15 protein-coding genes and 1 pseudogene are annotated in these 19,619 nt (G+C 59.4%); 12 read left to right on the top strand and 4 right to left on the bottom strand.

The features are described 5' to 3' along the window. Window positions 1-105 precede the first annotated feature (105 nt). Together J9870_RS23610 and J9870_RS23605 are read right to left on the bottom strand one after the other, a co-directional pair. A complete protein-coding gene (locus tag J9870_RS23610) occupies window positions 106-891 on the bottom strand; it encodes a siderophore-interacting protein (protein ID WP_210640597.1) in 786 nt (261 codons plus the stop codon). Next, window positions 884-1,450: a PadR family transcriptional regulator gene (locus J9870_RS23605; RefSeq protein WP_210640595.1), complete on the bottom strand. Its 567-nt coding sequence runs from the start codon at window positions 1,448-1,450 to the stop codon at window positions 884-886. The genes J9870_RS23610 and J9870_RS23605 overlap by 8 nt, the downstream gene beginning before the upstream one ends. 427 nt (window positions 1,451-1,877) lie before the next feature. Between J9870_RS23605 and J9870_RS23600 the strand changes: the two genes are divergently transcribed. The 9 genes from J9870_RS23600 to J9870_RS23560 all read left to right on the top strand — a co-directional run bounded on the left by J9870_RS23600 (window position 1,878) and on the right by J9870_RS23560 (window position 11,859). Beyond that, window positions 1,878-2,363, top strand: coding sequence for a CS1 type fimbrial major subunit (locus J9870_RS23600; RefSeq protein ID WP_210640593.1), 486 nt, complete (start codon window positions 1,878-1,880; stop codon window positions 2,361-2,363). Window positions 2,364-2,489: 126 nt separating this feature from the next. Further along, a complete protein-coding gene (locus tag J9870_RS23595; protein WP_210640591.1) occupies window positions 2,490-5,024 on the top strand; it encodes a CS1-pili formation C-terminal domain-containing protein in 2,535 nt (844 codons plus the stop codon). A gap of 149 nt (window positions 5,025-5,173) precedes the next feature. Further along, window positions 5,174-6,415 (top strand): hypothetical protein, encoded by a 1,242-nt coding sequence (locus J9870_RS23590; RefSeq protein WP_210640589.1) that lies wholly within the window; start codon window positions 5,174-5,176, stop codon window positions 6,413-6,415. Between the two features lie 216 nt (window positions 6,416-6,631). After that, window positions 6,632-7,831, top strand: a complete 1,200-nt coding sequence (locus J9870_RS23585; protein WP_134926688.1) for a hypothetical protein — start codon at window positions 6,632-6,634, stop codon at window positions 7,829-7,831. A 39-nt stretch (window positions 7,832-7,870) separates the two neighbouring features. After that, window positions 7,871-9,118 carry a hypothetical protein gene (locus tag J9870_RS23580; protein WP_246883048.1) on the top strand — a complete coding sequence of 416 codons (1,248 nt, stop codon included), beginning with the start codon at window positions 7,871-7,873 and terminating at the stop codon, window positions 9,116-9,118. Between the two features lie 60 nt (window positions 9,119-9,178). Continuing rightward, window positions 9,179-9,922: a molecular chaperone gene (locus J9870_RS23575; RefSeq protein ID WP_167659351.1), complete on the top strand. Its 744-nt coding sequence runs from the start codon at window positions 9,179-9,181 to the stop codon at window positions 9,920-9,922. 44 nt (window positions 9,923-9,966) lie between these two features. Further along, window positions 9,967-10,449: a CS1 type fimbrial major subunit gene (locus J9870_RS23570; protein WP_210640588.1), complete on the top strand. Its 483-nt coding sequence runs from the start codon at window positions 9,967-9,969 to the stop codon at window positions 10,447-10,449. A gap of 213 nt (window positions 10,450-10,662) precedes the next feature. After that, window positions 10,663-11,160, top strand: coding sequence for a CS1 type fimbrial major subunit (locus J9870_RS23565; protein ID WP_210640586.1), 498 nt, complete (start codon window positions 10,663-10,665; stop codon window positions 11,158-11,160). 198 nt (window positions 11,161-11,358) lie between these two features. Next, on the top strand, window positions 11,359-11,859 hold the full coding sequence (locus tag J9870_RS23560; RefSeq protein WP_210640584.1) for a CS1 type fimbrial major subunit: 501 nt from the start codon (window positions 11,359-11,361) through the stop codon (window positions 11,857-11,859). 21 nt (window positions 11,860-11,880) lie between these two features. Here J9870_RS23560 and J9870_RS23555 read toward each other — a convergent pair whose 3' ends face one another. Further along, window positions 11,881-14,988, bottom strand: coding sequence for a transglycosylase domain-containing protein (locus J9870_RS23555; RefSeq protein WP_210640582.1), 3,108 nt, complete (start codon window positions 14,986-14,988; stop codon window positions 11,881-11,883). 501 nt (window positions 14,989-15,489) lie between these two features. On the opposite strand from J9870_RS23555, the gene J9870_RS23550 reads away from it, so the two are divergent. The 3 genes and pseudogenes from J9870_RS23550 to J9870_RS23540 all read left to right on the top strand — a co-directional run. Continuing rightward, complete coding sequence (locus J9870_RS23550; RefSeq protein WP_210640580.1) at window positions 15,490-16,911, top strand: amino acid permease; 1,422 nt, start codon at window positions 15,490-15,492, stop codon at window positions 16,909-16,911. A gap of 167 nt (window positions 16,912-17,078) precedes the next feature. Further along, window positions 17,079-17,453, top strand: coding sequence for a GtrA family protein (locus J9870_RS23545; RefSeq protein WP_210640578.1), 375 nt, complete (start codon window positions 17,079-17,081; stop codon window positions 17,451-17,453). Continuing rightward, window positions 17,450-17,692 (top strand): annotated as a pseudogene (locus tag J9870_RS23540) (glycosyltransferase); the annotation flags it as partial. The gene J9870_RS23545 and the pseudogene J9870_RS23540, both read left to right, overlap by 4 nt. A 219-nt stretch (window positions 17,693-17,911) precedes the next feature. On the opposite strand, the gene J9870_RS23535 reads toward J9870_RS23540, so the two are convergent. Next, complete coding sequence (locus J9870_RS23535) at window positions 17,912-19,531, bottom strand: FMN-binding glutamate synthase family protein (protein WP_210640574.1); 1,620 nt, start codon at window positions 19,529-19,531, stop codon at window positions 17,912-17,914. Window positions 19,532-19,619: the final 88 nt, after the last annotated feature.

The following is a 19,619-nucleotide window of genomic DNA, read 5'->3' as shown; positions in this document are numbered from 1 at the left end:
TGAGGTAACTGTTGGGGGGGCTGCTTCGCAGCCCAGCGGGGATAAATCCCCTCGCCACAGGGGGGCGCTCAGTGGATGAAGGGTACTTCAGCCACTGCCAGTCCCTCAATCTTCCTCACTGTCATCGGCCTTCCAATACCCCACCGCCTTCAAGAACTCCTGATTCAACCCCTTCTCCTCGAGCAACACCTTGCGAATCTGCCGCGATACCTTGCTCTCGGTGGCGACCCAGGCGTACAGCTTGCCACTGGGCATTTCCAGTTGTTGAACGGTGGTCAGCAGGTTGTCCTGACGACCTTCGCGCAGCACCCATATCACCTGCACGTGTGCCGGGCTCTGGAGAATCTGCTGCTCGGCACCGTTTTCCACTTCCACCACCACCAGCGCCCGGCGGTTGGGCGCCAGGCCTTCGAGGCGGCGGGCGATGGCGGGGAGGGCGGTTTCGTCGCCGATCAGCAGGTAGCTGTCGAAGATGTCCGGCACGATCATCGAACCTCGTGGCCCGCCGATGTTGAGGTATTGCCCGGGCGTCGCCTGGGTCGCCCAGGTCGCGGCAGGGCCGTCGCCGTGGAGCACGAAATCGATGTCCAGCTCCAGGGTGTCCAGGTCATAACGGCGCGGAGTGTAGTCGCGCATTTCCGGCATCGGGCCCTGGGCCTTGCCGGCGCTTGGGTCGATGGTGTCCAGGGCGGCGCGTTCCTCGGCGTTCTGCGGGAAAAACAGCTTCACGTGATCATCCGTGCCCAGGCTGACGAACCCGGCCAGTTCCGGCCCGCCGACGGTGATGCGGCGCATGCGTGGGGTCAGGTCTTGCACGCGCAAGACTTCCAGGCGGCGGCGTTTGATCTCGTGGTTGACGCGGTGAATGGTGTTTGGATCGACTTCAGTCATTGCTTGACTCCGAAACAGGTGGACGGTCGGGGCCGTCGATGATGGCTTTGGCGGTGTCGTTGAGCAGGTCGCGCACCCGCTGGGTTTCTTCCGGGCTCCAGCGGCCGTGGTGCTTTTGCAGCGCATGTCGCAAGTTATACACCGCTTCGTGGATTTCCGGGGGGCGATCCTGCCCGCGCAACGTGCGCTTGCTGGTTTCAATGCGCATCCGCACCTCCTCCAGCGCCTCGGCCTGGTCTTCAAGGGATAGACGTCCGGCGTCGGTCACGCTGTAGCATTTTTTTCCGTCGTCGACCCCGCAGGTGACCATTGAGCTCATTTCCAGGAAGGTCAGGGCCGGATAGATCACGCCGGGGCTGGGGCTGTAGGCGCCGTCGAACATCTGCTCGATCCGGCGGATCAGGTCATAACCATGGCAAGGCTGTTCGGCAATCAGCGCCAGCGACAGCAATTTCAGGTCACCGGAGGCGAAGATCCTCGGTCCACGGCTGCCACGCTCACGGACTGCCGGGCGACCTTCGAAGCCATCGTGTTTGGGAAGGGAATAAGTAACTGTCATATGCCTGTTCTCCATTCTGCATAAGATAGAAGTGAGATATATCTTTATCCAAAGATGTATCTTCGATATATTCTGGAACTAAGATGTATTTTTATTTACCGGGGCTTACTTCAGGTTTGCAAAAAAACCTTACACGAATGCTCTATGTCCGGGGTCGCCGGGAATAGGGGTTGCATAGATTTGTAATGATTAAGTCCCGTGTGGCCTGGTTATGTGGGTTGTTTCTGACATCCAAACTTCTTTTTTATCAAACTTAGTGTCTTTTTCTCTGTTTTATATGCCGGATGTACTACATGCTTGTGGGAAAGTGCCTGCTTATTTTTTATTAAAGAGAGCCGATCATGCCCCGGCGTTGAAGGGGCAGGCCAAGCGGTTGTTGGGCTGCAACTTCAACCCTCTCTTTATGCCAAGAACAGGTGTTAACAACATGCTCAAACAATTCGTAACCGCTGCTTCCCTGACCGCCGCTGCCTTGAGTTCCTCGTTGGTCTTCGCGCTCGATGATGCACGTTCCTCCATCCACATCACCGCGAACATCCCGACCCTGCAGTTCCACGTGCAGCCACGTGACCCGAACTTCGGTAAAGACGAGGTCATGAGCTACAACACTGTCAGCGGCACCTTGACTTCGCTGCGCCAGACCTTCGACGTGAAGAACACCAACGGTTCGGTTCATGCCTACATCGAAGGTGGCCCGGCATCGCTGTACAACGGCAGTGATGCCATCGCCCTGACCACCAAGTTCAACGGTGTCACCCTGACCGCCACCTCTCAAGAAGTGGTGGATGACGCAACGTCCACTCCAGGTACCCAGGCTGACATGACCATCGTCGCAGCCAAGCCTCTGGATACCCAGAACGGCCTGTACACCGCCGACATGACCGTGATCTTCGACGCCGTGCCTCGTCCGTGATGCTGTTCGATGCCCGGTGAGTTTCACCTCATTCCACGGGCATTGCCGCAGGCCGTCCGGCGCTCCCCTGCCGGGCGGCCCGCACCTGAAACGCCCTGATCGTTCGCTGATTATGAGAATCCGTTGATGTTTCCGATGACACCCATCGCGGGTGCCCTCGCGCTATTTTTGTGCGCGAGTGCATTGGCTGCGCCGACTGCCCCCGGTACCACTCCCAGAAGTCTGCTAGCCCAGGCCAAGGGGCTGCCGGCCGAGTTTGAATCGCACTTTTTCGATGTGCCTCTGGCGGTTCGTGTCGAACTCAATCAACAGTATCTCGGTGAAGCCATGGTGGTCTTGACCCGGGATGATCGTATTACCCTGCTCGAATTCAACGACACCCAGGACAGCCCGATAAAAGCTGTCGAGCGCGAGCAATGGGAACAGCATCTCAAGCAAGGACAAAAGCTGGGCGCCTGTGAAGGCAAATGCCCGGCCGGGCTGTTGGCTGTGCACTACAGCCTGGAAAACTCATTGGTGTCGATCCTGACCAGGGACGTGGAACGAGCCAACGAAATCAAGCGTTACCACGATCAGCCGGAAGGCGGCAGCCTCGGCCTGATCTTCAACAACCAACTGAATATCAATGGCGGCCAGGAGCAGGACACGGGCGGGCGTTATGGCCTCAACGCCAGTTCCAGCCTGGGCAACTGGAGCCAGTCACTGGACCTTCAGCTTTCGCGCCTTGGCGGCCCGGACGACAAGCTGTACCACGCCGTCCATGAGCTTTACACCCAACGGGAGATGGAAGGGAGTTTTTTCCGCCTGGGTTATTTCACTCCCAGTTCCGATGGCTTGAACCGTCAGATCCGTTCGTTCGGTGCCAACCCGGACACCGCACTCGGCGTGATGTACGGCAGCTCCGACAGCCTGGTGGTCGAAAACCCCAAGCCCAGCGTCTACCCCATTTATGTCACCGCCAGCCGTCAGGCTTCGGTGGAGATCTATCGCAACGGTCTGTTGATCAATACCCAGGCGGTCAGCGCCGGCTTGCAGAGCCTGGACACCCGGCCCTTGCCTGGCGGCATCTATGAAGTGGAAGTGCGCCTGGTCGAGGACGGGCAAACAACCGCCACCAGCCAGGAGCTGGTCTACAAGCCCAATAATTGGAGTAATTCCGAGGATCGCTGGCGCTACAACCTGTTCGCCGGGCGCGAAACCAGGCTCTGGAGCAACTGGGAAGACCAGCCCTCGGGTTTCACCACGGCAGGCGTGGGCCTCAATTACCTGCTGCATCCCCGGGTGATCCTCGGCGCCTCCACGCGCCAGGTGCAGGACAAACTGCAAGTGGGCACCTCGGTGGACTGGACGCTAGGCAGCAACACCAGCCTGTACGCCAACGTCTATCAGACCCAGCAGTACGGCACCGGCATGGACGTGCAAGGCCTGTACAGCTATGGCCAGGGCAGCGTCGTGGCGAGCCACAACCGCAGCTGGCTGGACACCCGCAACACCTATGAAACCCTGGCGGACGGCACCCGCATCCGCCAACGCAACGTGTTCGTCGGCCAGACCAGCAACTCCTCGCTGTCGGTCAACCATCGCTTGAGCAACAAGACCTCCATCAATGGACGATTGGCCTACAGCGAAGGCAACGTCCAGGGCACCGGCCTGGATCTGGGCTGGACCCAACGCGGCAAGTTGCGTGGCAGCGATGCCAACTGGCGGGTGTCGGTGTTTGACCGCCCTGGTACGTCGAGTACCGCCGAGCGGCGTAATCGTGGCATCGACCTGAGCGTCAGTGTCGCGTTGGGCGGGCCGGGCGAGTACTGGTCGGGCAGCATTGGCACCCGCACATCACGGGACGGGGATCGGGACAACAATGCCTCGGTAACCTATCGCCGGGACCTGCAGGACCACGTATTGCAAAGTGTCTCCGCCACGGCGTTGGCCGACACCTATGGCGTGGGTCTGTCCGGCATCGCCAGTTTCATGACTGACTCGCTGTACGGCGACGGCTTCGTCCAGCGCTCGTCCTATAACGACAACCTTACCGGCGGCTTGAACCTGAGCAGCACCGTAGCCGTGGGCGGCCAGAAAACCGCCTTCACCGGGGTGCCCCAAGGGCGCGGCGCGGGGATGATCGTCGACGTGGAAACCGACCTGGACGATGTCGCCTTGCGTGCCGACGACTTGACCGGTGGCAGCACGACATTGCGCCCGGGCCGCAACTTCATCCCCATCACCGCTTACAAGAACAGCATGGTGACCTTCGACTTCGACGGTGTGCATCCGCCGGCGGCGAATATCGAGCCCTCACGTACCCGTTATCACCTGAATAAAGGTGGCGTGGACTACCGCAAGATCCAGGTGATGAAAACCGTGACCGTGCTCGGGCGTCTGGTGGACGAACAGGGCGAGCCGCTGCGGGGCCATCACGTGATCAACCACGCCAGTCGTGGAGTCAGCGAGGCGGACGGATTCTTCTCCATGGAAATGAATGCCAGCTCGCCCACCCTGGAAGTGCGCTACGGCAGCGAATTGTTTTGCCGGTTCCGCCTTGACCCGGACAACGCCGAGCGCGAAGGCGATGTGTTGATGATCGGCGACTTGCGCTGCACCCCGGACACCCTGGCCGATACGACGGTGGCCGGCGCCGACAGTGCGAAACAGCGCTCATGAAGCTGTGGGAGCAAAGCTTGCTCGCGATGAACGATAAAGCGATTCAGTTGAAGACCGGGGCGCCTGCATCGCGGGCAAGCCTTGCTCCAACAGGTGAGTCTCTCACCGCCTATTTGCCGTGATTTGTCTTGATGTATGAGGTTGTATAAATGAAACCCTTTTCGGTTGCGGTGCGCAGTATGGCCTCGGTGTTGTTGTTTGCCTGCGTACCGGTGGCCAATGCCTTGACTCGGGATATCACTGCGGTCTTCAGACCGGATCCCTCGAAACCCCAGGAAAATAAATTCCTGAATACCACGCCGGTCAGTGGCTACTGTTCAACCTACCCGGGGCAGTGCGGGCAGACGATGTTCAGTATTCGATTGCCCATCACCTTCAGTTCAGCCGGCCCGATCGAGGCGAACCATGGAGACGTCCGGCAAGGTGCGATGTTCAAGGTGCCCACCGACTGGCGCACCACAGAAGTAACCCATGCAAGTACCGGCGAGACCGAAGTTGTCCAAATGCGCGTGACCGCCATAGGTTCGATGTATGAACTTCCTCGCTCCGCGGTCGAGTTGGTAGGCGGAGGGGTCAGCGACAGACAAGCCCATGGCATGTTGTGGGGCTCAACATGGGTCACTCCTCCATCGCCATGTCAATTCGGGGGAAACTCACCCATGACCTCCGTTAAGTACGGTTTTTTCTGGAAAACCCCGGTTGAAGGTATATGCGCCAAAAGGGCTCGCTACCATATTCCCAGCATGATGTACCGCCACTTGGATTACACCTATGAGCTGCGTACCCCCAATCCTTTGAACATGTCGTCCGGCCAGTACACAGGAGCGCTGACCTATAGGGTTGGTCCGAGACAGGACTTCGACATGGGCGATGTCATGCTTCCCAGTGATTCGGTTATTACATTCAATTTCAAGCTCGACGTCGAGCATACGCTCAAGGTGGATGTTCCTCCCGGCGGTAACCGCGTGGAACTTGTCCCCCAGGAAGGTTGGCAGTCCTGGCTCAACAGCGGTCGCAAACCGACCCGGCTGTTCCGTGACCAACGCTTCCATATCTCCGCTTCTTCGCGTTTCAAGATGGCGCTCGAATGCCAATACGTCAGTGGCAATACCTGCGCGATCGCCGAAACCGCCACCGGCCACGCCGTGCCGGTGGATGTCAGCGTCAGCCTGCCCGAGGGCTTGACCGACGCCGCTGGGCAACCGGTCAACCAGCGTCGGCTACTGCGTGATGGCAGCGGCACCGAACTGTTCCAGCCAAGTTTTTATGTCGATCGTCGATCAGGGACCCTGCACTTCGAAGTAGGGCGCAGCCAGGTCGAAGAGATGCTCGACAGTGGCGCCAAGGCTTATAGCGGCAATGTCACGGTGATCTGGGATTCCGAGGTATAGGCCATCCCCTGTGGGAGCGAGCCTGCTCGCGATAGCGGTGGGTCAGCTTGTATCGATTTTGAATGTGCCGCCGTCATCGCGAGCGGGCTCGCTCCCACAGTTGGGTGGCTTACCTGTCGCAGTTTTATTGGAGTGAACATGAGTCGTTCAAACATCCTCAAGCGAGGTGTTTCTCTATATCGAGTAGCCACGGTATTTGCCTTGTTGTTTGCGGGCATGCCGACGGCCTATGCCTTGAGCCAGGACATCAGTGCAGTCTTCAGGCCGGATCCTTCCAAGCCCAACGAGAATACCTTTCGCAATACCACGCCTGTCAGTGGTTATTGCGCAGATAGGCCGTCGGATTGCAGGGCGACGGGAATGTTCAGCATTCGATTGCCTCTCTCTGCCAATTCGATCAGCGCTATCCAGGCCGGTCATGAGGATCCACGGCAAGGTGCCATGTTCAAGGTGCCTGCCAATTGGCGCCCGATACAAGTTACCCATACGGGTACGGGTGAAATAGAAGTCGTTGAAGTGCGCTGGTCCGGCCTTGGGGCGAGACAATGGTTTCCCGATAGGGATGTGGTCCAGTTGGTTGGTGGTGGCGTAAGTAGTTTAAGAGCCCACCAGATATTATGGACCGGCCTTGATTGGGTATATGCGCCCTCGCCATGTCGATACAGCGGGGTTGGAATCTATGGCATCAGAAGTTATGCCTTTTTCTGGAAGACGCCAACGGAGGGCGTATGTGCGAAGAAGGCCAATTACGAGATCCCTCTCGGAGGTATGGACTACAACTATCTGGACTTCGCTTACGAACTACGCACTCCTAACCCCTTGAAGATGTCGTCCGGGCAATACACTGGGTCGCTGACCTATAGCATCGGGCCGGGGCAGGACGTGGACATGGGCGATGTCATGATCCCGAACGATTCGACGCTTACACTCAACTTCAAACTTGACGTCGAACACACCCTCAAGATCGAAGTACCCCCCGGCGGCAACCGGGTCGACCTGGAGCCCCAGGAAGGCTGGCAATCCTGGCTCAACAGCGGGCGCAAACCGACCCGGCTGTTCCGCGACCAACGCTTCCATATCTCGGCGTCCTCGCGTTTCAAGATGGCGCTCGAATGCCAATACGTCAGCGGCAATACCTGCGCGATTTCCGAAACCGCCACCGGTCATGCCGTGCCGGTGGATGTCGGCGTCAGCCTGCCCGATGGCTTGACCGACGCCGCCGGGCAACCGGTCAACCGTCGCCGGTTACTGCGCGACGGCAGTGGTACCGAACTGTTCCAGCCGGGTTTTTATGTCGATCGCCGATCCGGAACCCTGCACTTTGAAGTTGCCCGCAACCACGTCGAAGACATGCTCGACAGTGGCGCCAAGGCGTACAGCGGCAATGTCACGGTGATCTGGGACTCGGAAGTCTAAAACGATCTATTCAACGGATTTGAATACGAGGTTGTACCCATGAAAGGAACACCGACAGTTGGTATCTGTGTGGTTTCAACAACGTTGTTTGCCTGCATGCCCGTGGCCCAGGCCCTGACTCGGGATATCAGCGCGGTATTCAGGCCGAACCCCTCGAACCCCCGGGAGAATATATTTCTCAATACCACGCCGGCCACTGGTTATTGCCAGCGATATCCGGAGCAATGCAGGGCCTCGGGGATGTTCAGCATCATGTTGCCCATAGCCGTTAATTCGACCCAGCCTATCCAGGCCAATCATGGCGATCCCCGACAAGGTGCGATGTTCAAGGTGCCGGCCAATTGGCGCCCGATCCAGGTCACCCACTCCGAAACGGGCGAAACCGAAATCGTTGAAGTGCGCTGGTCGGGTGTCGGTGCGCAACAACGACTCCCTGACGGCGTGGGCAACCTGGTCGGTGGCGAGCCTAACGCCGCTGTCGCTCATCGAATGTTATGGGGCGGGGCTGCCTGGGACGAGGCTCCCTCGCCCTGTCGATACAGTGGCCTGGGCTTTTACTCCGATGTGACCTACGACTTTTTCTGGAAGACGCCTTCGGAAGGAGTGTGTGCCAAAACAGCCCATTACCCGATCCCCAGGATGAGTTACTACAACATGGATTTTGCCTACGAGCTGCGCACCCCCAACCCGCTGAAGATGTCGGCCGGCCGTTACACAGGGATGCTGACCTACAGCATCGGGCCGGGCCAGGATGTAGACCTGGGCGATGTCATGGTTCCGGATGATTCGGCGCTCACGCTCAATTTCAACCTTCTGGTCGATCATGCCCTCAAGGTGGAAGTGCCTCCGGGCGGGAACCGGGTGGAACTGGTGCCTCAGGAGGGCTGGCAAGCGTGGTTGAACAGCGGGCGCAAGCCGACGCGGTTGCTTCGGGACCAGCGCTTCCATCTTTCCACGTCCTCGCGTTTCAAGATGCAGCTTGAGTGCCAGTACCCCAACGGCAATACCTGCGCTGTGTCGCAAGCTGGCTCCGGCCATGCCGTACCGGTGGATATCAGCGTCAGCTTGCCCGATGGCTTGACCGATGCCGCCGGGCAACCGGTCAACCGTCGCCCGCTACTGCGTGACGGCAGTGGTACCGAGCTGTTTCAGCCGGGTTTTTACATCAATCGTCAGGCGGGCACCCTGCACTTTGAGGTGGCTCGCAGTGGCGTCGAGGAAATGCTGGACAGTGGCGGCAAATCCTACAGCGGCAATGTCACGGTGATCTGGGATTCGGAAGTTTAAGTGGGCCAGCCGGCAGCCATATTTGGTGAGTTGTGTTTAATGCATGAGGTTGAAAAAGTGATGAAACATTTATTGGCATGGGTTGGGTTGTATCTGTTTTGCGGCGTGGCCCAGGCCGGGCCGCAGATTGGTGTCGGGGTGGTCTACGACTACCTCGATGGTGACAAAAGTACCTACATGAAGCGGGTGTTCAACGGGGGAACCTCCACGGCATTCGTCAAGGTCAACATCCTCGAGATTATCTACAACGAGGATGGCAGCTATCAGGAAGTGCCCCTGCAGGACCAGGCCAGCGCCACGGCCAAGGATGGCCTGATGGCCAGCCCGGCCCGGCTGATCGTGCCGGCCAACGGTATGCAGGGCACCCGGTTGCTGTTCATGGGCAACCGCGACAAAGAGCGTTACTTCCGGGTGCGTTTCGTGCCGGTGGTGCCCGAAGCCGAGGATGAATTTGCCGTCAGTGCCGAGGAGCGCGAAGCGTACAAGAAGGAACGCGTGGCGGCGGGGGTCAAGGTCCTGGCGGGCTACGGCACGGTGTTTTTCGTGCGGCCCAAGGACACCCGTTTCGAGACGGTGATCGATGACAGCGCCAATCGTTACCTGATGCGCAACAACGGTAATAGCGTCGTGGTGATCGATGAGTTCAAGGATTGCGTAGCGAAGCAAGAAAACGACTGCCGGCCGACCACCAAGCACCATGTCATGGCCGGTCGCACGTTTTCCTTCGACAAGGAGGCGGGGCGTGAATATCGCTTCACGCTGATCGAGGGCGGCAAGAGCAAAGCCGTCGAGATCAAGGGTTGACGGTTGCCGTCGCCCAACCGTCGCAGACGCCACAGGTAATCAATATGTCCAAGACACTGCTATGCCCCCTTGCGTTGACCGCCCTGATGTTGCCCTGGGTCCCGGCCTGGGGCGCGGTCGAGCGGGAAACGTTCGAACTCCACGTGACCATCCCGACGAACGATTTTTATGTGCTGCCCCTCGATCCGCAGCTGGTCCAGCGTGAGCAACGCTTGCCTTTCAGCACCATCACCAGCGAGCTCAGCGCGCTACGGGCCACCTACGAGGTGAAGAACACCAACGGCGCCATCGGTGCGCGCTTGGGGCAAGAGGCCTATTTATCCAATGGCCGTGAGCGTATCGATTTGAAGGTGAAGTTCAACGACGTCGAACTGACCCTGGACTCGACCCAGGTGGTGTCGGCCCTCGACGCCAGACCCGGCCGCCAGGTGCCGCTGGAAATCGCCGCGATCAAGCCCGATGACGGCTATAAGACCGGTGATTACTACGGCACGGTGCACATGGTGTTCGATGCGGTTGCGCCGTGAGCCAGGTTCCCCGAAGGCGTCAGGGCAACGAGTCTCCTGTGGCCAGGGGATTTATCCCCGCTCGGCTTCGAAGCAGTCGTAACACAGGCGATGCGGTTTATCTGTTGCACCGCGCTGCCTGGGTTTTTGGGGGCTGCTGCGGTGCGACGTTTCGCTAAATCCCCTCGCCACGGAATCTGTCTTTCGTTTTATTACTAAAAAGAGGTGTCAAAAATGTTAAAAAAAATGATATCCGCTGTGGCCTTGGGCGTTGCAGTCCTGAGTCCTACATGGGCATTGGCGGCTGATGATGCTCGCGCAGCCATCCATATCACCGCGAACATTCCGAACAAGCAATTCCATGTGCAGCCACGCAACCCGGACTTTGGCAGGGATGAGGTGATGCATTACGACCCGGTGAATAACTCCCTGAGTTCCGTACGCCAGACCTTTGATGTGAAGAATACCGACGGCTCGGTCCATGCCTACATCCAAGAGGGCAGGGTCTATTTGGACAATGGCCTGGATCGCATTCCCCTGAGTGTTACGTTCAACGGCGTATATCTGGATGGCACGCCTCAAGAAGTTGTGGACGATGCTTCATCCACGCCAGGTACCCAGGCCGAGATGCTCATCCGTCCGAATGCAATGTCGGTCGATCGCTACCCGGGCTTGTACACCGGCCAATTCACCGTGATCTACGACGCAGTTCCTCGGTCGTCAGCGCTTTAACTCGCATTGCCCCGCCATGATTCATAGATCGTTCCCTCTCTCTGCGTGGGAAGGCATCCCATGACGCTTTGCGTCACCTTCCGGAAGCGGAACGCGGAGCGTCCCTGGCGGCATTCCCACGCGGGAGCGTGGGAATGATCGAGCCCTGTAGCTCGTAGTGCCACGGGTATTTTTTGTCTATTACTTAGAAGAACAAATATGTTTAAAAAAATAGTGTTCGTTACGGCCTGGGCTGTTGCAGCCCTGAGTCCTTCATTAGTATTGGCCGCTGATGATGCACGCGCCGCCATCCATATCACCGCGAACATTCCGAACAAACAATTTCATGTGCAGCCGCGGGATCCGGAGTTCGGTAAGAACGAGGTTATGCACTACAACCCTGTGAATAACACATTATCCTCGGTGCGTCAGATCTTTGATGTGAAGAACACCGACGGTTCGGTCCATGCCTACGTTGAAGGGCGACGATCGCTGTACAACTCTGCCCATCATACTGCGATTCCCCTTCAAGTCGTGTTCAACAACGTTTTCCTGACCAGTTTGCCGCAGGAAGTGGTGGATGACGCAACGTCCACGCCAGGTATGACGGCAGAGTTGCACATCTTGTCGTGGTACCCGATTAATCCCGACGGACATAATGGTTTGTACACCGGGAATTTCACCGTGATCTTCGATGCGGTCCCTCGGGTAACCCTGTAACTCACTGCGCCACACCGTGACTCATTGCCGTGCCACCAACGGCTTGCACTGGGTATGACTCCCCGGTTGCAGATAAGGCGATAGAAACGGCGCCATGCCCTTGAGCACTTGCACCGGCAGGGCCGAGGTGAACTTGAAGTTCTGCGCCGAAGCCCCCGGGACAAAGGCGGTGAGGGTGCCGAAGTGGCTGTCGCCGATGTAGAACACGAAGGTGGCGGTGCGGTTGATCGATTTTGAGCTGATCACCCGCCCACCGGAACCGACGGCTTCGATACGGTTGTCGCCGGTGCCGGTCTTGCCACCCATGGCCAGCGGCGTCCCGTCGGCCAGTTTGAAACTGCCGGCAACGCGTTTCGCGGTGCCGGCATCCACCACCTGGGACAGCGCGCCGCGCAGGGCCTGGGCCACTTCCACCGGCATCACTCGCTTGCCGTTATCCGGGTTGCTCACCAGCCGTGTCTCGTAGGGCGTATCGACGGCAAAGTCCAGGCTGTCAACGCGCAGGGCGGGTTGGCGGATGCCGTCGTTGAGGATGGTGCCGACCAGTTCCGCCAGTGCAGCAGGGCGGTCGCCGGAGCTGCCGATGGCGGTGGCCAGCGACGGCACCAGATGGTCGAACGGGTAGCCGACTTTTTGCCAGCGCTGGTGGATGTCCAGGAAGGCTTCGATTTCCAGCATGGTGCGGATGCGACTGTCGCGAGCGCTCTTGTGCCGGCTCTTGAACAGCCAGCTGTAGACTTCCTGACGCTCGAACTCACTGGCCTTGACGATCTGGCTGAACTTGGCGTCGGGGTTGTTCAGCAGGTAGCCCATCAACCACAGGTCCAGCGGGTGGACCTTGGCGATAAAACCCTGGTCCGGCAGGTCATAGGCACCGGGGCCGTAGCTTTGGTAGAGCCGTTCCAGGCGTTCGTCGGTGATCTTTTCGGTGCTCTTGACCGACTTGAGGTGCGAGCGCACGAAGAGGTTGAAGCTCTCCTGGCTGTCGCCGGGAAAGAAGTAGCGGTGCACGGCGGCCAGGCGGATCGCGGTGGGGCGCATGCCGTCGAGAAAGGTTTCAAGGCGTTGGCCGGTGTCTTTCTTCTGGTACTTCTTCCAGAACTTGAGCAGAAACGACGTGCCTTCGCGGTCAGCGAACTGGGCCAGGTATTCCTGGCGGCGGGGGTCCTGGTCGTCCTTGAGCAGTTCGGAGCTGTTGCTGGGCCCGGCGTAAGTGGCGTAGCGCACCAGGTCGCGCATCAGGCGGATGAACGGCAGGTTGATCGATTCGCGCAGGGCGTCGCGCAGGGTGGGAATCCGGCCGTTGTCCTCGTTGCGGAAGTTATGGAAGGTGTGCAGCCCGCCACCGGTGAAAAACGCCTCGCCGGGGCTGGCGGAATAAGTACGATCCAGCGCGGCCTCAAGCATTTTCGGCAGGCTGCGGTCGCTGTTCTGAATCAGGTAGTCGACAGCCCAGCGCGAGAGGTGGTCTGGCTCGGCGATCTCGATTTTTTTCAACGCCGCCGGGGTCTCCTGGGCATAGCGTTCATGCAGTTCGGCGATGATCTGCAGGTAAGTGGTGAGTACCCGCAATTTGGCGGTGGAGCCCAGTTCCAGTTTGCTGCCTTCGTTGATATCGAAAGGTTGGTCGGTGCTATCGGTTTGCACCCGAACCCGCGAACCATCCGGGGTCAGCTCCAGCAGGGTGAAGCTGTAGCGCACCTGGGTGGTGCTGGTGGGGGTCAACAGACGCTCGCCCATCAGGCCGATCTCGGCGGCGAACGCCGGGTCGGCCAAGCGCTTGAGGTACTCGGTGGCCTGGGCCTGCAAGTCGCTTTGCAAGGTGCTGGTGGCCGAGAGGTCCAGGCGATCGAGGTCGTACAGCGGGCGGTTGAGCAGCGTGGCGAGGCGACTGCGGGCGGCGCTGATGCCTTTGTTGGTTTCGTTGGGCTGCACCGTCGGGTCCTGGACCCAGTCGCGATAACTGACCTTGCTCGCCAGGGCCGCCTCGGCCAGCGCGGCGTCGATCACGCCGTTCTGCGCCAATAGCCGGACGTGGCTGTCGGTCAGGCGCGCCAGTTCTTCGCGGCCCTTGGACAGGTAATGGGAGGGCCGGCGCTGGGCGATCATCAGCGACAGCATTTCCCGCAGGGCCAGGCCTTTTTCCGCCAGGCTCTGGGGATCCGTCGCGGTGCTGAACAAGCGTTCATTGGCGCGGTTGAAATCGGCGCCGTACCAGACCCGCAGGCCCTCAGCCATGCCATGGACCTCACCATGCCCGGGCACGGCGGAGAGCGGCACGCTGTTGAGGTAGTCACGCACGACCCGCTGCCGCGCTTCGAGGGTTTGCGGGCCGGCCTGATAGGCGCGCACGCTGGCGGAAATCATCTGGCGGATTTTCTCCGCGCCCGACACGGTGAGGCCTTCGGGGGAGTGGCGGTATTTTTCCAGCTGCGTCGCCAGTGTGCTGCCGCCGGCGGACTGACCGGGCAAACTCAACAACTTGGCCACTTGCGACCACGCCGCCATGCCGAAACGCGGCCAGTCCACCGCCGGGTTGGCCAACGGTTGCTTGGGGTCGAGCAGAAAGCGGTTTTCGATAAACAACAGGCTTTGCACCACCACCGGCGGGATCGTTTCGAAACTCGCATACAGCTGCTGCGGGTACTTGAACTGGTACACCGGCGCTGCGCGGCAGTCAGTGATGGTCAGCCCGGCCTGGATTTTCTCCGCATAGGGCACGAACAGACCTCTTCCGACGTAATCCATCAAGGCCGGCGAAAAACGCGCCTGGGCCTGGATCACGTAATCGCGCTTGAGCAGGCGCGGCAGGAACTCCCCCAGCGAGCTGTAGCCCAACCGCCGGTCGAACGGCCCCGTACCCGGATAGACGATGGCATCGCTGGCCCCCGGCTGCACTGAATAACTCAAGGACGCGGCGTACTTGCTGATCTCCCGGGCCTGAAATCGCGACGTGCGCATTTCCTTGGCCACAGCCAGGCCGACCACCACGACGATAATCAACAGCAACAACCAAAACGCTCGCCAGCCATGTCGTGCGCGGCGTTTTTTTGGGGGTAAAGGCGCTTCTTCCATACGTTCAGTCGGGACCACAGGTGTATTCGAATCGGTTTGCCACAAAGCGCCCATAGTCGACTGATCCATTCACGCAGATTGATCGGACTTGCTTGAAGCTTAGACGGTGGTTGGCGTGGGGGGAGGGGAAATTATGGACAAGCCCATACACGGATATTTGTTTGAACGCAGAGCATGGAAACGATCAAAGCTGTGGGAGCGAGCGGCAGGGGAGTGATCTCTGAAAGCCTTGCACTAGAGCCATCGGTCCATGCTGAAGCATGACGCTGCACCATCACTGTGCAATACTTGGCGGCGTTTTCTGAATGACCTGGTTCCCAGACAACACCTCTCAAAAAACCGATCCTGGCTGAAGCTTTCCCTGGATTTACCAGGTTTTACAGTGAAACTCTCTATCCCTGGCTTTTTATACTGCACGACCCGCTGATCCTGAGGGCGTTGTTCTACAGGGCGGTCTGTCCACGAAGCAGACCGGTTTCGGCAAGGCGGCAGGTTTACCCACCTGCGGCTTTGGAGACTCGGTGGCTAATCCAATAACAAGACGAGGTTATCCCTATGCCTGTAGGCAATCATCTGCCCCATGGCGAGACCGCCCAGGGTGGTCCGCTCAAACGTGAACTCGGTGAGCGGCATATCCGCCTGATGGCGCTCGGCGCCTGTATCGGTGTCGGGCTGTTCCTCGGCTCGGCCAAGGCCATCGAAATGGCCGGTCCGGCGATCATGCTGTCCTACATCATTGGTGGCCTGGCAATCCTGGTGATCATGCGCGCCCTCGGTGAGATGGCCGTGCACAACCCGGTGGCCGGTTCGTTCAGTCGTTATGCCCAGGATTACCTCGGTCCGCTGGCCGGCTTCCTGACCGGTTGGAACTACTGGTTCCTGTGGCTGGTGACCTGCGTGGCGGAGATCACTGCGGTGGCGGTGTACATGGGCATCTGGTTTCCCGACGTGCCCCGCTGGATCTGGGCCTTGGCCGCACTGGTCAGCATGGGCTCGATCAACCTGATCGCGGTCAAGGCCTTCGGTGAATTCGAATTCTGGTTCGCCCTGATCAAGATCGTCACCATCATCGCCATGGTCATCGGTGGCGTCGGCATCATCGCCTTCGGCTTCGGCAATGACGGCGTGGCCCTGGGCATTTCCAACCTCTGGTCCCACGGCGGCTTCATGCCCAACGGCGTGCAGGGTGTGTTGATGTCCCTGCAAATGGTGATGTTCGCTTACCTGGGCGTGGAGATGATCGGCCTGACTGCCGGTGAGGCGAAGAACCCGCAGAAAACCATCCCCAACGCCATCGGCTCGGTGTTCTGGCGGATCCTGCTGTTCTACGTCGGCGCGTTGTTCGTGATCCTGTCGATCTACCCATGGAATGAGATCGGCACCCAGGGCAGTCCATTCGTGATGACCTTCGAACGCCTGGGCATCAAGACCGCCGCCGGTATCATCAACTTCGTGGTGATTACCGCGGCGCTGTCGTCCTGCAACGGCGGGATCTTCAGCACCGGGCGGATGCTCTACAGCCTGGCGCAGAACGGCCAGGCCCCGGCCGGTTTCGCCACCACCTCGGCCAACGGCGTGCCGCGCCGCGCGTTGCTGCTGTCCATCGCCGCGCTGCTGCTGGGCGTGCTGCTCAACTATCTGGTGCCGGAAAAAGTCTTCGTCTGGGTCACCTCCATCGCCACCTTCGGCGCGATCTGGACCTGGGTGATGATCCTGCTGGCCCAGCTCAAATTCCGCAAAAGCCTGAGCGCTTCGGAACGTGCGGCCCTGAAATACCGCATGTGGCTGTACCCGGTCAGCTCGTACCTGGCGCTGGCGTTCCTGGTGCTGGTGGTGGGCCTGATGGCTTACTTCCCGGACACTCGCGTGGCCTTGTACGTAGGCCCGGCGTTCCTGGTGCTGCTGACGGTGTTGTTTTATACCTTCAAGCTGCAACCGACCGGTCACGTGCAGGGAGCGGTGCGTTCAGCGTCGTAAGTTAACCGCGATGTAAAACAGAGCCCCGGTCGAATGATCGGGGCTTTTTGTTGGGGCGGCCGATGAGCCCGCAAGGGGGGGCACCTGTTAGTTCTTACAGTAGACCGGGTACCGACAGAACCCTAGATTAAGTACCGCCTGAAACGCCGACCCGTTCGGGAGCGTGTATGAAAGCGATATGGAAAGGTTTTCTCAGCTACGCACTGGTTGGACTGGCCAATACGCTGATCCATTGGCAGATATTTTTCGTGCTGCGGGTGGCTGTCGGCCTTAGCCAGGCCACGAGTAATTTCGCTGCTTTTTGCGTGGCTGCCTCGTTCTCCTTTTATGTCAACGCGCTCTACACCTTCGAAGCCAAAGTCTCAGCGTTGGGCTATGTTCTTTTCATAGGCGTCATGGGCGCCCTCAGTTTCATCGTCGGTTTTCTGGGGGATCGCTGGCATGTCCACGGCCTGCTGACCGTGGCGGCTTTCTCGCTGTTGAGCCTGGTGATCGGTTTCCTGTTGTCCCGGTTTGTGGTGTTTCGCGGGCATCGCCAATGAACGTTTCGTTGATCGTTCCGGTATTCAATGAAGAACAGGCCATCAACCTGTTTTACGAAGGTGTCCGTCAGCATCCGGCATTGAAAGACCATGTCGTCGAGATTGTGTTCATCAACGACGGCAGCGCCGACCAGACCGCATCCATCGCCCGGGATATCGCACTGATGGACAGCCGGGTCCTGTTGATCAGCTTCTCCCGTAACTTTGGCAAGGAGCCGGCCCTGTTTGCCGGCCTCGAGTAATTTACGAAGGTTTTAAGGGGGACTATCTGAATAACCTGGAGACACTAAAGTGTCACGGGCGCAGGGTTTGGTGGGTCGCCTTCAAAACTGATTCCAAGCCGTTTTCAGCACAAGATTGGGAACAGACTCTAATCCTTGTTGATGGGGAAATGGCTGCTTCTCTATTCACCCTAAAAACGCCACCAGCCTCAGATGAGGCTGGTGCTCAAGTGACTATTACGCAGCCACCACCTCCCGCGGCTCAAAACTGTCCGCCCGCGCCATCTGCCACATCCGCGAATAAAACGCCCCATTGACTTCTCCGGTCAGTAACTCCCCCGGCTGCAAAAACACATGCAACTGTGAAAACAGCTTGATCTCAGTGGCTGACATACGCCGCACCAAATGCTTGGGCTGCAATTGCGACGGATGCTCGAGGCCGGCGGCGGCGAGCATTTCGGCCAGGGCCTTGAGGGTGTTGCGGTGAAAGTTGTAGACCCGCTGGGCCTTGTCCGGGACGACCAGGGCGCGCTGGCGCAGGGTGTCCTGGGTGGCGACGCCGGTGGGGCATTTGTTGGTGTGGCAGCTTTGGGACTGGATGCAGCCGATGGCGAACATGAAGCCGCGCGCGGCGTTGGCCCAGTCGGCACCGATGGCCAGAACGCTGGCGATGTCGAAGGCGCTGACGATCTTGCCGCTGGCGCCGAGCTTGATTTTGTCTCGCAGGTTCAGGCCCACCAAGGTGTTGTGTACGAACAGCAGGCCTTCGCGCAGCGGCACGCCGATGTGGTCGGTGAACTCCACCGGTGCCGCGCCCGTGCCGCCTTCCTTGCCGTCCACCACGATGAAGTCGGGCAGGATCCCGGTTTCCAGCATGGCCTTGGCGATGCCCATGAATTCCCACGGGTGGCCCAGGCAGAATTTGAAGCCCACCGGTTTGCCGCCGGACAGTTCACGCAATTGCTGGACGAACTGCATCAGTTCGATCGGCGTGGAGAAGGCGCTGTGGCGTGACGGTGAAACGCAATCCTCGCCCATGAGGATGCCGCGGGTTTCGGCGATTTCCCGGGTGACTTTGTGCTTGGGCAGAATTCCGCCATGGCCGGGTTTGGCGCCTTGGCTCATCTTGATTTCAATCATTCGCACCTGAGGATTCTGCGCCTGGGCGGCGAAGCGTTCCGGGTCGAAGCGCCCGTCGCTGGTGCGACAGCCGAAATAGCCGCTGCCCAGTTCCCAGGTCAGGTCGCCGCCATGTTCGCGATGGTAGGGGCTGATGCTGCCTTCACCGGTGTCGTGGGCGAAATTGCCCAGCTTCGCGCCCTGGTTCAGCGCCCGGATCGCGTTGGCGCTCAGGGAGCCGAAGCTCATCGCCGAAATGTTGAACACCGACGCTGAATACGGCTGGGTGCATTGCGGGCCGCCAACCGTCACGCGGAAACCGCTGGGGTCGCTCAAAGGGGCTGGGCGCATGGAATGGCCGATGAATTCGAAGCCGGTCTGGTAGACGTCGATCAAGGTCCCGAACGGTTTGTCGGCGCTTTCGTTCTTGGCCCGGGAATACACCAGCGAGCGTTGGGCGCGGGAAAAGGGCAGGGCGTCGCTGTCGGATTCGAGCAGGTACTGGCGGATCTCCGGACGGATGCCTTCGACCAGGTAGCGGATATTGCCCAGGATCGGGTAGTTGCGCCGCACGGCGTGACGGCTTTGCAGCAGGTCGAACAGCCCCAGCAGACTCAACAGCCCGGTCACCAGTGTGATTGGCCAGAGCCAGTCGTGTTGCAGAAACGGCAGGCTGGCGAGGGTGAAGATCACACAGCCAGCAAAGAAGGCGTAACGGCTCAACAGAGACAGGCTCATACGGGTTCCTTGGGTTTGAGCGTTGGATAGGGGAGCAGGCTCCCTCGCCACGGTGATGTGTGGGTCGTGGCATTCTGCGCTGCTGGCG

This window comes from Pseudomonas sp. Tri1, from assembly GCF_017968885.1.
Classification (GTDB): Bacteria; Pseudomonadota; Gammaproteobacteria; order Pseudomonadales; family Pseudomonadaceae; genus Aquipseudomonas.
Note: the sequence above shows the minus strand (reverse complement) of the source record. Positions and strands in the feature narration are given on the sequence as shown.

Coding starts and splice junctions, on each gene's coding strand:
- J9870_RS23610 (WP_210640597.1), bottom strand. CDS start 891: ATGACTGAAGTCGATCCAAACACCATTCACCGCGTCAACCACGAGATC.
- J9870_RS23605 (WP_210640595.1), bottom strand. CDS start 1,450: ATGACAGTTACTTATTCCCTTCCCAAACACGATGGCTTCGAAGGTCGC.
- J9870_RS23600 (WP_210640593.1), top strand. CDS start 1,878: ATGCTCAAACAATTCGTAACCGCTGCTTCCCTGACCGCCGCTGCCTTG.
- J9870_RS23595 (WP_210640591.1), top strand. CDS start 2,490: ATGTTTCCGATGACACCCATCGCGGGTGCCCTCGCGCTATTTTTGTGC.
- J9870_RS23590 (WP_210640589.1), top strand. CDS start 5,174: ATGAAACCCTTTTCGGTTGCGGTGCGCAGTATGGCCTCGGTGTTGTTG.
- J9870_RS23585 (WP_134926688.1), top strand. CDS start 6,632: ATGCCGACGGCCTATGCCTTGAGCCAGGACATCAGTGCAGTCTTCAGG.
- J9870_RS23580 (WP_246883048.1), top strand. CDS start 7,871: ATGAAAGGAACACCGACAGTTGGTATCTGTGTGGTTTCAACAACGTTG.
- J9870_RS23575 (WP_167659351.1), top strand. CDS start 9,179: ATGAAACATTTATTGGCATGGGTTGGGTTGTATCTGTTTTGCGGCGTG.
- J9870_RS23570 (WP_210640588.1), top strand. CDS start 9,967: ATGTCCAAGACACTGCTATGCCCCCTTGCGTTGACCGCCCTGATGTTG.
- J9870_RS23565 (WP_210640586.1), top strand. CDS start 10,663: ATGTTAAAAAAAATGATATCCGCTGTGGCCTTGGGCGTTGCAGTCCTG.
- J9870_RS23560 (WP_210640584.1), top strand. CDS start 11,359: ATGTTTAAAAAAATAGTGTTCGTTACGGCCTGGGCTGTTGCAGCCCTG.
- J9870_RS23555 (WP_210640582.1), bottom strand. CDS start 14,988: ATGGGCGCTTTGTGGCAAACCGATTCGAATACACCTGTGGTCCCGACT.
- J9870_RS23550 (WP_210640580.1), top strand. CDS start 15,490: ATGCCTGTAGGCAATCATCTGCCCCATGGCGAGACCGCCCAGGGTGGT.
- J9870_RS23545 (WP_210640578.1), top strand. CDS start 17,079: ATGAAAGCGATATGGAAAGGTTTTCTCAGCTACGCACTGGTTGGACTG.
- J9870_RS23535 (WP_210640574.1), bottom strand. CDS start 19,531: ATGAGCCTGTCTCTGTTGAGCCGTTACGCCTTCTTTGCTGGCTGTGTG.